Below are 13,843 nucleotides of genomic sequence, written 5' to 3'. Positions count from 1 at the left end.
GGAAAAAGCCAGAACCTATAAAGCTTCCAGCTTATTTAGTGCTTTCAAGTTTCAGTTCTATTAGCATTAAATTATTCTCAGCACTGTCTTGATAAACCTCTTGGTAGAGATTTAAAAAAATCAAAGTAGTCGTAAGAACTAAGATGCTACTTAATAAGGCACTACCCTTCATCTTCTTCTGTTTCTTCATCTTCATTATCACCTTCAGTTTTATTATCACTTTCTTTTGTACTGTCTTTTTCTGCTTTCTTTGCCTTTTTATTTAACCTAAAAGTTAGCACACTCCTGCGACCATCTTTTTCCATTAAATCAATTTCAATGTGTTCATCATCAGTTTTGAGCTTTGCATCCTTCAAATTTACCAGTAAAGGCATGTGCCCACCTGAAGAAGTTGAAGTCCTCAGCATTTTATTACCATTTTTTACATAAAATTCCAGCGAATAGCTTTCTTCTTTGCCTCTTGAATTAACATGTTTAAACACAGCCTTTGATGAATGTGATTTATCCGGCATAGTGTAAGATTCCCCATCATCATGAAGGAAACGATCAAATTGAACATAAGCATATGCTACTTCATCAGTTTTGTGTCCTATTTTTTGGGCGTTACGTAAATTTTGCATTAAATTTTGTAAAATCAATACAATTATGACGGTAATAAAAACAGAAAAAATCGCCTCAGCTAACAAAAAACCTCTAGTTCTCTTCATCATTCTCAACCCGGTAGACCTGATCATGGATCATCACTTGCTTTAAATTATTGTCCCGCATAATCCTTTCAGCTAAAGCTCTGTCCGTCTTTTCTTCAATTCGTTGCTCATTTCTTTGGCTATCCAAAAACACGACTGAAAAGATCATCATCCCTAAAAAGGCAACCGTCAACGCAACCATACTCTCCAGCATCATAAATCCTTTAGTCTTCATCAATTCTTTTCCCCCACGCCATCTGAACATTTTCAACCTTTCGATGTTTTCCATCAGAGAAAATAATCCGCTTTGGTTTAGACATCCCACTACTTGAAATTGAATAATCAACAATTTGATTAATTTTCATCTTGTCATCGAATTTTATCTTGCGATAATAGCCTTTTTCACCTTCAAGATACATTAGATGTGACTCGCTAAAATATTCAATATCAATTTTTTCTTTTCGAATCGTTGCCACTCTGCTTGCCTGTTCTAATGCTGCGTTAAAGCGTTCAATCGAATTATAAAAAATAATTTTGGTTTGATATTCTTTTAATTGCAGAGTTCCAATTACCATAATTAAACATACGATTGTAAGCGTGATTAATGCTTCTAAAATCGTAAATCCTCTACTTCTTTTCATTGATCAAAACAACTTTTCCGTTTTCCAGTCGATATTTTGATAGTTTCTTTTTTTGATCTTCTGACAAATACGAATCACCTTGGCTGTCTTTTGCAGTAGCTAGGTCTTCTAAACTACTTGTTAACTTCTTCGAAGGGTGTTCGTCATTATATAGTTCAACCTGCGTTTGCAAAGTGGTTCTAAAAGCTTCGTCAGTCTTAGTTTGTGCGCGTTGCTTTTGCTGAACCAAGTTAGGCGCAATAATCACCAAGAGCATAACAACAATAGCAATAACAATTACCATTTCAATCAAAGTAAATCCCTTTTGCTTGCGATTCTTTTTTAATAAATCAATTAAGTTCTTCTTCATTCTTTTTCCTCCTAAATTCCCTGCATTATTGAATACATTGGCAAAAGCAGTTTCAAATACATCCCAATAATGCATAAACCTAATAACACAAAACACACTGGTTGCACGTTAACAACCATTTTTTCAATTTTTCTTGTTAGCTCAGTAAACAAATTATTTCCTAGAATTAAGCAGCGTTTACTGAGATTTTCTCGTTTTGATCCAGTTTTCAGTAAAATCAACAACGTATCAGGCAAAAACTCCTCTTCTTTGATAATTTCTTCTAAACTATTTCCTAAAGCTAATTTTTCACCGATTTTAACACCCAAATATTGCTGCAAAGAGCCATTTTCCTGGCTAGCTGCATAATCACACATCTTTTGCAATGAAAAGCCACTAGAAAGCAGCAATCCAATATCATAAATGATTAAATAGCTCACATATGTCTGAACCACTTTGCCAATGAACCAATATTTACTCAATTTTTTCATCGATTCGTAGTCTTGCTTAGCTAATAGTTTGACGATTCTTGCAAAATAATAACTAACGCCAATGACGAAGACAATTAACAAACTAAGTAAAATATCACCGGTATATTCATGGCTATCACTGAACTGCATTGAAACAAAACTTTGCATGAAGACCAATAGCAGCACCATCATCCCCGCCAAGACAAAGGGATACGCTAATTCTGCCTGTAATTTTTTGATTTGTTCATTTTTTAGCCGATTCAAAATCGTTAATTGCCGCAAACATTCAACTAATGATCCTTGCTGCAGAGCAAGATTAATTTGGGTTGAAATAGTTTTTGAAAAACCGAGACTTAATAACTCTTTTGAAAAATCTCCACCAGCTTTCATTTCTTGATCAAGTTTAATCATTAAATCTTTCTTCTTGGGCCAAAGCGCTGGCATTAATTCCACACTATTATTTAAAGAAAAACCATTTTCTAAACTGCTCTTCAGATAATCAAGGAATTCTAACTGTTCTTCACTGTTTAACTTATCCGGCTTGGAAGTCCAAGTAAGCTGCATCGTCGATTTCACCTCTTTTTCTTAATTCTTCTAAATTAGCTTGCCATGATACAAAATCCGCTCGCGTCTTAGCACTAATACTTTTTTGCAAAATTTCTTTACTAGCCACATCAAGTAAGCATGAAAGTCCTTGTCTACTTGAAATCAAGCGCTGATAAGATACTGCCGTTAGACAGTTTGCTAATTCATCATTAGTGATACCAAGCCCTTCTAAACGTGAGATCGTCTGTAAAGTACTTTTTGCATGGAATGTCGCAAAAACTAGGTGTCCACTTAAAGCTGCATCAACTGCAAGTCTGGCAGTTCCCTGATCACGAATTTCTCCAATGATCAAAATATCCGGTCGATGCCGCAATGCCGCTTTAAGCAAACTGACATAGTCAATCCCAGCTTCATTATTGACTTGAGCTTGTAAGAAGCTACTTTCATGAATTTCAACAGGATCTTCAATTGTCATCACAACTTTTCCTTGACCAATCTGCTTAGCAAGTTCATACATTGTCGTAGTTTTGCCTGATCCAGTTGGACCACTTGAAATAATTAATCCTCGTCTTTTTGCTAGTTCTTTTAATTCCGCTAATTGATCTGGAAGAAAATATTGACTTTGGTTCACTTTATAAATCACGCGAATGACTAAAGATTCTTGATCATCAAAATCCCCAAGGCTAGAAAAACGCAAATAATATTCCGCATCTTCAAAAGAGTATGTCATGGCGCCAACCTGAGGTCTTCTATGCTCAGAAATATCCATCTGCGCCGCATATTTGAAGAAGTTAATCAGTTCCTTCCCCTGCTTTAAACTTAATCTTTCTTTTTCTCTCAAGCCCTCAATTTGCCGATAGCTTAAGAGATATCCTTCTCTTTTCGGCATCAAGAAGATGTCGCTTGCTTGCACCTTAATGGCATCTTCAATAATCTGTGCCACCTTTTCCTTTGTTTCTATAATAAAACCTCCTTTTTTACCCTCTATATATTAAATTCGCAAAAAAGGCCCAAAAATTTTTTGAAAAATAAAAAAAGTGCAAAAAAATTCCTCAGCTATCAAAAACTGAGGAATTTTTAGTTTATTTTGTTAGATGATCAGCAATTAATTGGACTATTTTTTCTGCCACTTTTTTCTTAGTCATCAGTGGCCAAACGTCATTTTCACGATTCTTACTCAAAATCGTCACTTGGTCTTCATCACTACCGAAAACATTTTTTGAAACGTCATTAGCAACAATAAAATCAGCATGCTTTTTTTCTAATTTTCGATGAGCATTTTCAAGTAAATCATTTGTTTCTGCAGCAAATCCTACCACAATTTGATCTGATCGTTTTGTTTGAGCAATAGTTTTTAAAATATCTGGATTCTCTTCAAGTTCAATCGTTAAATTATCGCTAGCCTGATTCTTTTTTATCTTGTGGTCAACGTATTCTTTTGGATGATAATCTGCGACAGCCGCAGCCATTACTAAGCCGTCGTTTTGTGGAAAAATTTCTTGAAGCTTAGCCAGCATTTCACGCGCTGACTTGGTTTGATAAATCTTAATATGTGGATCTGTTGGCAAAGCAGCAGTAATGTTGCCAACTAGCAAACTGACTTCGGCACCACATTTAGCTGCCTCTTGAGCAATTGCAATTCCCATTTTGCCACTAGAGCGGTTGCCAATATAACGAACTGGATCAATCGCTTCAATCGTACCACCAGCTGTCACAATAATTTTCTTTCCTTTCAGGATATCCTCTTTATTTAAAAAATCTGCCATCCAGGAAGAAATTTCATCAGGTTCAGGCATTCTACCTTTGCCGCTATATCCTTCCGCTAATCGTCCGGTTGCCGGTTCCATCACTAAGATTCCGTCTTGCTCTAAATTATGCAAATTACGCTGAGTTGCGGCTTTTTCCCACATATGAGTATTCATTGCTGGAACTACCATAATCGGACTGGATGTTGCTAAAAGGGTAGTCGAAACCGCATCATCAGCAATTCCATTTGCAAGTTTAGCAATAATATTTGCAGTTGCTGGAACTACCAAAGCCAATTCGCTCCAATCAGCAAGTTCAATATGACTAATCTTATGAATAACTTCTTCAGCCCATAAATCATCTAATACAGGGTGTTTAGTTAAGGCCGCTAAGGTTTGCTTACCCACGAACGCCTCAGCATTTTTTGTCATTCCCACCCTGACTTCATGACCCATTTTTTGTAAATTTCTAACTACTTCTACCGCCTTGTAATCCGCGATACCGCCACTAAGATAAACTGCAATTCGTGTCATCATAATCACCTTAAGAAAAAAGACCATCTTGCAATGAAACAAGATAGTCCTTTTATTAATTTCAAAAATTAATCTTCATCTGCTGCAGCAGTGTAAACATTTTGAACATCGTCACTATCTTCAAGTTGATCAACTAAGTGTTCAAATTGTTCCTTCTTATCTGCTGGAACAGGAGTAGTGTTTTGTGGAATCATAGTTAATTCCGCATCAGCCAACTTGTAGCCAGCCTTTTCAAGAGCATCACGAACTTGAGCGAATTGCTTTGGATCAGTGTAGATTTCAAAAGCATCATCACTAGTTTGTAAGTCATCACCACCAGCATCCATAACATCAAGTAAAACTTGATCTTCGTCAGCATCAGTAGTTGAACGGTCGATTACAATGTAACCCTTGCGGTCAAACATGTAAGCAACTGAACCAGTAGCGCCAAGTGAACCACCGTTACGAGTGAAGGCAACACGAACATCTGAAGCAGTACGGTTCTTGTTATCAGTCAATGCTTCAACAAAAACAGCTACACCACCTGGTGCGTAACCTTCGTAAGTAATTTCATCGTAGTGTTCTTCTGAGCCACCTTCAGCCTTCTTAATAGCACGTTGGATGTTGTCCTTTGGCATGTTAGCTGCACGAGCCTTATCCATAACCAAACGCAATGCTGGATTCCCTGAAGGGTCAGGACCACCACTCTTTGCAGCCATATAAATTTCACGAGATAACTTTTGGAAGACTTTACCTCTTTTTGCGTCTTGCGCATTCTTGCGGCCTTGAATATTGTGCCATTTTGAATGTCCTGACATAAGAATCCTTCTTTCTTTTTTCTATAATATTAACGTTAATTATCTTAACTCACAGAAATACAAAATTCAATATTATCAGTAATTTAAACTGTTTTTTTCTTAATTTCTTTTCTAATCCAAATTATTAATAAACAAACTATGATTCCACAGAATGCTCCAGCACCGTCTAAAATAACATCATGGACACTTGGAGTACGATCCCCAGTTAAATATTGGTGATATTCATCAAAGGCTGCTAAGCCAATTGAAGCAAGCCAGGCAGCAATTGGTGCTATCCAACTAATACGAAAAATTCGCTTTAACCCCAAATAACCAAACATCCCTAGTAAGAAATAACTAGAAAAATGGGCAAATTTTCTCAAAACAAACTGTGTCATTCCTGCTACTCCGCCATCCATCTGACTATTATGCCAGCGGCCACCGTAATAAATATTCCAATTGCCAACAATTCTTTCAACAAATTTAAAATGCGTATCAATGAATCCTGGTTTCATTTCCTGTTCATGGTAAGTCATTGAGCTAGAAATGAATAAGCCAATCAGCACTAATAAAGCTAAAATTAAATATATTTTTTCTTTTTTTGTAAAATGAAATTTGTTCATATGCTCACTTCTTTTTTAGTTTCTGCTTATTCAATGTTAAATATTACACTTCAAACATCAAGTTTAAAATGATATTGGATATAGAAAGCGTTTTAGCCTAGTTTTTCTCAAATATTATATGTAAAATTGAACTGTTACTAACAGGGAGTGTATTAATTAATGAATGAAATATTCAAAAATAAGTCACCTGCATAAATTTCACTTTCAATGTTGTGGATTTAAGAAAGGTGATTATTAAAAGTGGACGAAATTAAAGATTTAAATCCAGATAAGAAGTATATCTCCTGGCAGACTATGTTCTTAATGGCTTTATGTACAGTTATCGGAATAGATGATATCATGTACAACTTCCAAAACCAAGGAATGTCAGTTGTCTTCTCCTGGATTCTAATGTGTGTATTTTATGTTTTACCTTACTCATTGATGGTAGGTCAATTAGGATCTGTCTTCAATTCAGAAGGTGGTGGTCTATCTTCATGGGTACGTGGTACTGACGGAGAATTTCTTGGTTACTTCACTGCTTGGACATACTGGGCAGCATCAATTCCTTACGCAGTTGACTCAGCTAATGAAGTCATCGTTGATATTGGTTGGGCCTTTACTGGTTCAGAAAAATTCCAACATAGTATTTCTAATAGTATGTTTGCAATTTTAACCTTCGTGACTTTTATTGTGTTCATTATTGTTGAGAATCGTTTCTCACATTCAATGGAAATTCTATCTACAATTGGCGGTGGAATGATGGTAATTATGGAGTTTGTCATGGTTATCTTAGCCTTCGTTGGTTTAGCAAAATCCGGTGGACACATGGCAACTCAACCATTTACTTGGAAAACTATTATCCCTAAATTTGACTGGCACTACTTCTCTACAATTGCCATGTTGATTTACGCCATGAACGGATGTGAACTAGTTGCACCATACGTAACTAAGATGAAAGATCCTAAACGTGACTTCCCTAAGTCAATGATGATGCTTGCAGCAGTAACTGCATTTGTTACTATTTTCGGCTCATTCGCATTAGGAATCTACTTCAATGCTTACCATATTCCAAATGATTTGAAGATGAACGGTGCCTACTACGTCTTTGACATGATTGGTCAACAATACGGAATTGGACATACCTTGCTCTTCATCTGGGCTTGGACTTCACTCTTCTTTAACTGTGCAATGTTGGCTGTTTTACTTGATGCTATGACTAGAATGCTCATCTCCGATACTGGTAAGCGTTACATGCCAAGTTTCTTGAGAAAAACCGACAAAAACGGTTTGCCAATTAACGGTTACATTTTAACTGTTTCACTATCTGCCTTTATCATGTTGCTTGGTATCTTCCTTCCAGACATGAATGATATCTTCAATTGGCTCTTAAACTTAAACTCAATCGTTTCTCCAGGTGTAACTTGCTGGATCTTTTACTCATTCATGAGAATTAGAAGAGATTCTCAAAAGTTTCCATCAGATTATGTCTTCATCAAAAATGATAAAATCGCATATGCTGTTGGTTTTATCTTACTTGCTGTAACAGCTATTGCTACTCTTATGGGCATCACCCCTCAAGATGTGCCAGAAGGAAGCAGTACTTGGTGGTACGAATTGATTATTAACATCGTTGCTGTTGTTGTTTTAGTTGGATTAGGAACAATCTTACCAAGTATTAGAAGACGTGAAATTAAGTATGGTGTTGCTTTTGATAAACCACAATGGATTTCAATCATTGCAATCATCTTAATTGCCGTTATCCTCGGCTTATACATGGGTGGTAGCAAGATTACCTTACGCGGTCTATATATCCTAATCGAAGGTATTATTGCATTATTTGTAGTTTGGATAATTGGCCGTCGTAAACCAAATCTTAACGACGCTTTTAAAGCTGAAAAAGATGGCGATAATTAAACTCAACTTTTTAAGAATGCTTATGCATTCTTTTTTTCTACTCATATGTAATCGCTTACGGTATAATAAAAATACATACTTTATTAAGTAAGGAGAAAAAAATGACTGATATTCCTTTTAAAGCAGTTGCTGTTGATATGGATGGAACTTTCATGAATGATGATTTAACTTATGATCATGAAAGATTTAGCAAAGTTTTAACTAGACTCAAAAAACATCACATTCACTTCATTGTTTCTAGTGGGCGTCCGTTAGCGCGCCTCAAGCGAGATTTTGCAGGCTTTTTGGACAAGATTGATATCGTCGCAGAAAATGGAGCACTTTTAGTTAAGGACAATGAAATTATTTCAAGTCACTACTTAACTTATCAAACCGGGATCCAATTAATTAATTTTATTCAAGAAAACTACCCACAAGCTCATATTTGTGCAAGTGGCCGTGAAGGGGCTTATTACTTAAATTCATACCCTACTGATTTCAAACGCTTGATGAACTTCTATTATCCAAATAACGAAGGTGTAGACAGTTTTGATGAAATTCCAACCAGGGAACGAATTATCAAGTTAACTTTGAATATAGATTCTAGCTTAGCTGAAGAGATGGAAAATACTTTCAATTCAAAACATACTGAGAGAATTCACTGCACTACCAGCGGCTTTGATGATATCGATGTGATTGCTTATGGTGTTAATAAAGCTCAAGGATTAAAATATTTCTTACGATTCTTCAATTTGGAACCCAGTCAGTTAATTGCCTTTGGTGATGGTTTAAATGACAAAGAAATGCTTGAACTTGCTGGTTATAGCTATGCAATGGCTAACGGTAATCCTGAAATAATCAAATTAGCCAAGTACACTGCACCAAGTAATAATGATAGTGGCGTTTTACAAGTTCTAGAAGAATATTTAGATAAAGCCGAAAAATAACAAAAAGCTATCAGTAGCAACTCAACTTCAGAATTGCTATTGATAGCTTTTATTCTTCAATTTCGATTGTAACTTCGCCTACCACATCTTGGTTGAAAAATTCAGTCACTTCATGGACATTCATTCCCTGTCCTAAAGCCCACATCAACTTAGTTATAGCACTTTCGGAAGTCATATCTCTAGCACTAATTGCTCCTTCAAGAAGAGCTAAACGCCCAACTTCGTATTTAGTCAGGTCACTACGCTCATACAAGCATTGACTGCTGGCAATAACTGGAATTCCACGTTTAATCAAATCACCAACAGCTCCAACCATATTTCGTCTAATATAGTTCATTCCGCCCATTCCATATGCTTCAATAACGATTCCATGGCAACCACTATCAGCCATAGCAAATAAGAGATTAGGATCAAAACCAGGGAATAATTTAACCAATGAAACATGGGTATCAATGTTGGTATTTAAGACACATTTTTTTTGCTTATCAGCTATCTTATGCTTAAAAACCAGTCCATCAGAAGTTACTTCAGCTACAGGCGGGACATTCACACTCTCGAAAGCATTAAAGTTAATGGTTCTCACCTTAACTGTACGGCAACCCAGCATTACTTTACGATCAAAAGCCAAATATATTCCAGCTTGACAGTTTGCTGCAGCTGCAAATGCTAAGCGTAAATTATCTGGGGCATCACTTAAAACTACATTGATTGGTACCTGACTTCCCGTTAATACAACAGGTATTTCAATATTTTGAAGCATAAATGAAAGCATTGAAGCAGTATAAGCCATAGTATCAGTACCATGAGAAACTACAATACCATCATAATCCAAGCGATACTTATAAATCTTTTCTGCAATATATTTCCATTCTTCTGGTTGAATATTTGAAGAGTCAAGTTGCAAAATATCTTTAACATCGATTTCATAAGGCAAATCACCTAATAGCTTTATTAATTCTTCACCAGATTCTTTAGGTACTAATCCTGACTCAGAAACTACGGACGCAATTGTTCCTCCCGTTGATAGTAATAAAATTTTCTTTGTCATTAATCCAGCCCCCTATAAGCTATATTCTAGCATCTGCCAAAGCCTTACCAACAACAGACTTGACAGCCTTGGTAAGAATACTTGCAGCTGATACACCATCAATATTAACTGATTGTGCATCAATTATCTGACCTTTGAACTCTTTTGCAAGATCGGGTTCAATTGGTCGTTCATCTTTTAAAGTGTACAACTTTACGTCAACAATTCTCTTATCTTCTATTTTTACTTCGGTCTTAATTCGTGCCGGGTTATCTATCTCAGCTTCATAATAACCAGGTTTGAAAATCATTGTCTAATCCCCATTAATCTTAATTTAGCATATGTCCATTTATCCACTAAATAATTTTAATAGATACTCATGAAAATTTAAAGTTATCAATCTTAATATAAATTAATTGTTATAATTGCAATGTACAGCGAAATAATTAATTCTTTAACAATGAATGGTGAAAATTATGAAATATATCTTAGCGCCAGATTCTTTCAAGGACAGCATGTCGGCAAGAGAAGTTTGCCAAGCAATGGAAAAAGGTATTAGAAAAGCCGATCCAAATTCAGAAATTATCGCAGTGCCAATGGCTGATGGAGGGGAAGGAACAACAGCTGCTTTAGTTGACAGTCAAAATGGACATTATATTACTGAAGAAGTATTTGATCCACTTAATAATAAAGTTACTGCAACTTACGGCTTAATCAATAATGAAAAAACCGCAATTATTGAAATGGCAGCTAGCAGTGGACTTACCTTTTTAACAAAAAAAGAACGTAATCCAGATAATATTAAAATAGCCAACACATATGGTGTAGGACAACTAATTAATTCCGCTCTCAAAAAAGGAGTCAATAAAATTATTATCGGTCTAGGCGGTAGTGCAACAAATGACGGCGGTGCTGGAATGGCGCAAGCTTTAGGGGTAAAGTTTTTTGATAAAAATCAACAGCTTATTTCTCACCATCTTGGCGGTGGTGATTTAGACAAAATAGCGAGCCTAGACTTATCAAAAATAAATCCTGCCTTAAAACAAGTAGAATTTATTATAGCAAGTGATGTCACAAATCCATTAATTGGACCTACTGGTGCCTCCTTCACTTTTGGTAAACAAAAAGGTGCAGATAAAGTAACGCAGGAATTATTAGATCAAAACCTAGCTCATTATGCACAAATAATCAAAAAAGAAACTAATAAAGATATAGCTCTACTTCCAGGTGCTGGAGCTGCTGGTGGGCTTGGAGCTGGCCTGCTTTCATTCACTAATGCTCAACTTATTCCTGGAGTGCAAGTTGTTGCCAAAGAAAGTCACTTAGAAGATAAGATCAAAAATGCAGATATTGTTTTCACTGGTGAGGGTGGAACTGATTTTCAAACGAAATATGGTAAAACACCTTTTGGAGTAGCACAAATTTCCAAAAAATATCAAATTCCAGTAATTTCTTTAGCTGGAACTCTTGGAAAAGGAATTGAGCAGCTTTATTCATACGGTTTCACCGCTTTCTTTAGTATTATTGATCGACCTTGTAGTTTAGAAGAAGCACTGATTAATGGTCCGGAAAATGTCAGTCGCACCTGCGAAAATATTGTTAGATTATTATTGCAAAAATAAAAGAGGAGCTTTTTTACTCCTCTTCTTTTTTGCTTTCAATTTGATTAAATAAAGCTTCACAGCCTTGTCTAATTTCTTTATAAGCTGTATCAAAGTCACCGGTGTACCAAGGATCATCAACATCTTTATGACTCCCTGTAAACGCCAATAATTTATATTCTTTTTGCTCTGGATCGCCGCCAGTAATTTGATTCATATCCAAAAAATTTTCTTCGTCCATACAAACCAAATAATCGTAGCTTTGATAATCTTCACGTGTCATCTTTCGAGCGATGTGAGTTGTATAAGAAACATGATGTTTATCTAATTCTCTTTTTGCCCGTAGATCCATTGTCATCCCAACTGCATCATTTGTTGCTGCAGCCGATTCAATTATATACTTATCCCCTAGTTTATTTTGATAAACTATATCTTTCATAACAAATTCGGCCATTGGTGAGCGACAAATATTACCATGGCAAACGAATAATATCTTATGCATTAATTCTCTTCTTTCTTTTTATCTTGGGTTAATTTTAACAAAAATGGCCAAGCAATTGCAGTAACTAGCCCTATAATCAACCCTATCCAAATACCCGAGTTAACATCAATTGTAATACCGCTATATACTTCAGCTTGAAGCTGTCTAGTCATCGAATTACAGAAGAGCCATAGAGCTCCAAAAGATGTTAGTGAACCAACTAAAAGCGGAATAGAGGCCCAGTAGCGACCAAAAATAAATAAAATTGCCGCTAAAATATAGAGAAGAACAATCGCAAAAATTGAATAGCGAAAAATACTAATCAAATGAGAAACTTGTTCTGACTCTTTTTTTAATTCTTTATTGACCTGAACTAATAAGAACTTTTCAATAACTTCCTCTAAGCTATTGTGTGGCTTGTAAGGAAAATCTTTAACTGTTAACTTACCATTATTGTCATATTTTGTGCTTAACTGATAAACGTCTGCATAGGAAAAATCTATTTTAATACGTGGATTTAAATTTGCAATCAAATCATCTTCAAGTCCAGAAGTTCTCACCATCTTAATAGCATCAGTCAACTCAGGTTGGTCAGAATTTTTCAAAACTTTATCAATGACTTCTTTAGCCATTTTGTGAGTGTCATCAACTCTCACGGTTGCCGAACTGAGCAAAAGTAAATATAAAGATAATCCAGCTAATAAAACCGCGATTATCTTAACCACTTTCGGAATAAATTTTCTCATTAATATAAACTTCCTATCCAAAATCCTACATAGACAAGAATTAAACCGCCTAAATAGGAAGTGAGCATATACCAAAGTAGCGCACGATAATTTTTATCTCGATATAAGGCTAGTAGTTCTGTGTTTAAAGTCGAAAAAGTAGTATATCCACCCATTACACCAGTTCCTACCAAAGCGTAGAAAAAAACATTGCTACCGATACCGAAAATAAGTCCCAATAAAAATGCGCCAGATAAATTGATAAACAAAGTTGGGAAAGGTAAGTTATTATACTTTTGTTTAAATTTTTCCCAATGTTTTTTACCGTAATTAGTGATGCCATAACGCAGACTTGCACCGATCATTGCACCAATCCCTGCTAGTAGTAAATTCATCTTTACTCCATCCCTATTATTGTTTTACCCAACTTTGTGCCAATTTTTGAACCCAGTTCAGCAAATAAAAAGCCAAAAACAATTGATGTAAAGAAGTAAATTAGTGCATTAATCGTTTGACCTGCTTGTAATTGCTTCAAAGTGTCAAGTGTGAAGGTTGAAAAAGTGGTAAAAGCTCCAATAAAACCGGTACCTAATCCTACTGTTAACCATTCGTAGAAATCTTTAAATTCAATAAAAAAATATGTCAAAAAGGCTAATAAAAAACAGCCAATAATATTACCCCAAAAAGTTCCATAGAAACCATAATTAGTATTTAATGCTGCCCTAAATGCGCCTCCAAAAAACGCAAAAAAAGCTACGCTAAGGTAGTTTTTTATTTTATTAGACAAAAAATCTCCTCGTTTCTCCCGAACATTCTGAAATTTATTATACCCGTTTTT

At 35.6% G+C, this 13,843-nt stretch carries 18 protein-coding genes; 3 read left to right on the top strand and 15 right to left on the bottom strand.

The annotated features are described in order from the left end of the window. Positions 1–161 precede the first annotated feature (161 nt). From FC46_RS04795 to FC46_RS04755, 9 genes are all read right to left on the bottom strand, one after another. The gene (locus FC46_RS04795) at positions 162–710 is read right to left on the bottom strand and encodes a ComGF family competence protein (RefSeq protein WP_162253134.1); all 549 of its coding nucleotides are present in this window, start codon (positions 708–710) and stop codon (positions 162–164) included. Then, positions 694–903, bottom strand: a complete 210-nt coding sequence (locus tag FC46_RS04790) for a hypothetical protein (RefSeq protein WP_157046779.1) — start codon at positions 901–903, stop codon at positions 694–696. The genes FC46_RS04795 and FC46_RS04790 overlap by 17 nt, the downstream gene beginning before the upstream one ends. Before the next feature lie 7 nt (positions 904–910). Further along, the gene (locus tag FC46_RS04785) at positions 911–1,327 is read right to left on the bottom strand and encodes a pilus assembly FimT family protein (RefSeq protein ID WP_057798390.1); all 417 of its coding nucleotides are present in this window, start codon (positions 1,325–1,327) and stop codon (positions 911–913) included. After that, positions 1,314–1,676 carry a competence type IV pilus major pilin ComGC gene (locus FC46_RS04780; RefSeq protein WP_057798388.1) on the bottom strand — a complete coding sequence of 121 codons (363 nt, stop codon included), beginning with the start codon at positions 1,674–1,676 and terminating at the stop codon, positions 1,314–1,316. Before FC46_RS04780 ends, FC46_RS04785 begins: the two co-directional genes overlap by 14 nt. Before the next feature lie 11 nt (positions 1,677–1,687). Next, complete coding sequence (locus FC46_RS04775) at positions 1,688–2,689, bottom strand: type II secretion system F family protein (protein WP_057798386.1); 1,002 nt, start codon at positions 2,687–2,689, stop codon at positions 1,688–1,690. Then, entirely contained in the window at positions 2,658–3,632 is a 975-nt protein-coding gene (comGA, locus tag FC46_RS04770; protein WP_057798384.1) for a competence type IV pilus ATPase ComGA, read from the bottom strand. The genes FC46_RS04775 and comGA overlap by 32 nt, the downstream gene beginning before the upstream one ends. A 121-nt stretch (positions 3,633–3,753) precedes the next feature. Further along, positions 3,754–4,950 carry a bifunctional phosphopantothenoylcysteine decarboxylase/phosphopantothenate--cysteine ligase CoaBC gene (coaBC, locus tag FC46_RS04765; protein WP_057798382.1) on the bottom strand — a complete coding sequence of 399 codons (1,197 nt, stop codon included), beginning with the start codon at positions 4,948–4,950 and terminating at the stop codon, positions 3,754–3,756. Between the two features lie 68 nt (positions 4,951–5,018). Then, entirely contained in the window at positions 5,019–5,747 is a 729-nt protein-coding gene (locus FC46_RS04760) for a YebC/PmpR family DNA-binding transcriptional regulator (protein WP_057798380.1), read from the bottom strand. Between the two features lie 83 nt (positions 5,748–5,830). After that, positions 5,831–6,349, bottom strand: coding sequence for a VanZ family protein (locus FC46_RS04755; RefSeq protein ID WP_057798378.1), 519 nt, complete (start codon positions 6,347–6,349; stop codon positions 5,831–5,833). Positions 6,350–6,643: 294 nt separating this feature from the next. Between FC46_RS04755 and FC46_RS04750 the strand changes: the two genes are divergently transcribed. After that, the gene (locus FC46_RS04750) at positions 6,644–8,245 is read left to right on the top strand and encodes an APC family permease (RefSeq protein WP_169787531.1); all 1,602 of its coding nucleotides are present in this window, start codon (positions 6,644–6,646) and stop codon (positions 8,243–8,245) included. Between the two features lie 101 nt (positions 8,246–8,346). Continuing rightward, the gene (locus tag FC46_RS04745; protein ID WP_057798374.1) at positions 8,347–9,171 is read left to right on the top strand and encodes a Cof-type HAD-IIB family hydrolase; all 825 of its coding nucleotides are present in this window, start codon (positions 8,347–8,349) and stop codon (positions 9,169–9,171) included. Between the two features lie 49 nt (positions 9,172–9,220). On the opposite strand, the gene FC46_RS04740 is transcribed toward FC46_RS04745, so the two are convergent. Next, on the bottom strand, positions 9,221–10,219 hold the full coding sequence (locus FC46_RS04740) for an asparaginase (protein ID WP_057798371.1): 999 nt from the start codon (positions 10,217–10,219) through the stop codon (positions 9,221–9,223). Positions 10,220–10,238: 19 nt separating this feature from the next. After that, complete coding sequence (locus FC46_RS04735) at positions 10,239–10,508, bottom strand: FMN-binding protein (RefSeq protein ID WP_057798369.1); 270 nt, start codon at positions 10,506–10,508, stop codon at positions 10,239–10,241. 166 nt (positions 10,509–10,674) lie between these two features. On the opposite strand from FC46_RS04735, the gene FC46_RS04730 reads away from it, so the two are divergent. Then, positions 10,675–11,820: a glycerate kinase family protein gene (locus tag FC46_RS04730; protein ID WP_057798367.1), complete on the top strand. Its 1,146-nt coding sequence runs from the start codon at positions 10,675–10,677 to the stop codon at positions 11,818–11,820. A 13-nt stretch (positions 11,821–11,833) separates the two neighbouring features. On the opposite strand, the gene FC46_RS04725 is transcribed toward FC46_RS04730, so the two are convergent. The 4 genes from FC46_RS04725 to FC46_RS04710 are packed head-to-tail and all read right to left on the bottom strand — an operon-like array spanning position 11,834 to position 13,792. Further along, positions 11,834–12,301, bottom strand: coding sequence for a low molecular weight protein-tyrosine-phosphatase (locus tag FC46_RS04725; protein WP_057798365.1), 468 nt, complete (start codon positions 12,299–12,301; stop codon positions 11,834–11,836). After that, positions 12,301–13,026: a hypothetical protein gene (locus FC46_RS04720; RefSeq protein ID WP_057798363.1), complete on the bottom strand. Its 726-nt coding sequence runs from the start codon at positions 13,024–13,026 to the stop codon at positions 12,301–12,303. Before FC46_RS04720 ends, FC46_RS04725 begins: the two co-directional genes overlap by 1 nt. After that, positions 13,026–13,400: a fluoride efflux transporter CrcB gene (gene crcB, locus FC46_RS04715; RefSeq protein WP_057798361.1), complete on the bottom strand. Its 375-nt coding sequence runs from the start codon at positions 13,398–13,400 to the stop codon at positions 13,026–13,028. Before crcB ends, FC46_RS04720 begins: the two co-directional genes overlap by 1 nt. A 2-nt stretch (positions 13,401–13,402) precedes the next feature. Further along, positions 13,403–13,792, bottom strand: coding sequence for a fluoride efflux transporter FluC (locus tag FC46_RS04710; RefSeq protein ID WP_057798360.1), 390 nt, complete (start codon positions 13,790–13,792; stop codon positions 13,403–13,405). Positions 13,793–13,843: the final 51 nt, after the last annotated feature.

It is taken from the genome of Lactobacillus kalixensis DSM 16043 (assembly GCF_001434335.1).
GTDB classification, from domain to species: Bacteria; Bacillota; Bacilli; order Lactobacillales; family Lactobacillaceae; genus Lactobacillus; species Lactobacillus kalixensis.
The sequence above is the reverse complement of the archived record's forward strand: the minus strand, read 5'-3'. Positions and strand labels throughout refer to the sequence as shown.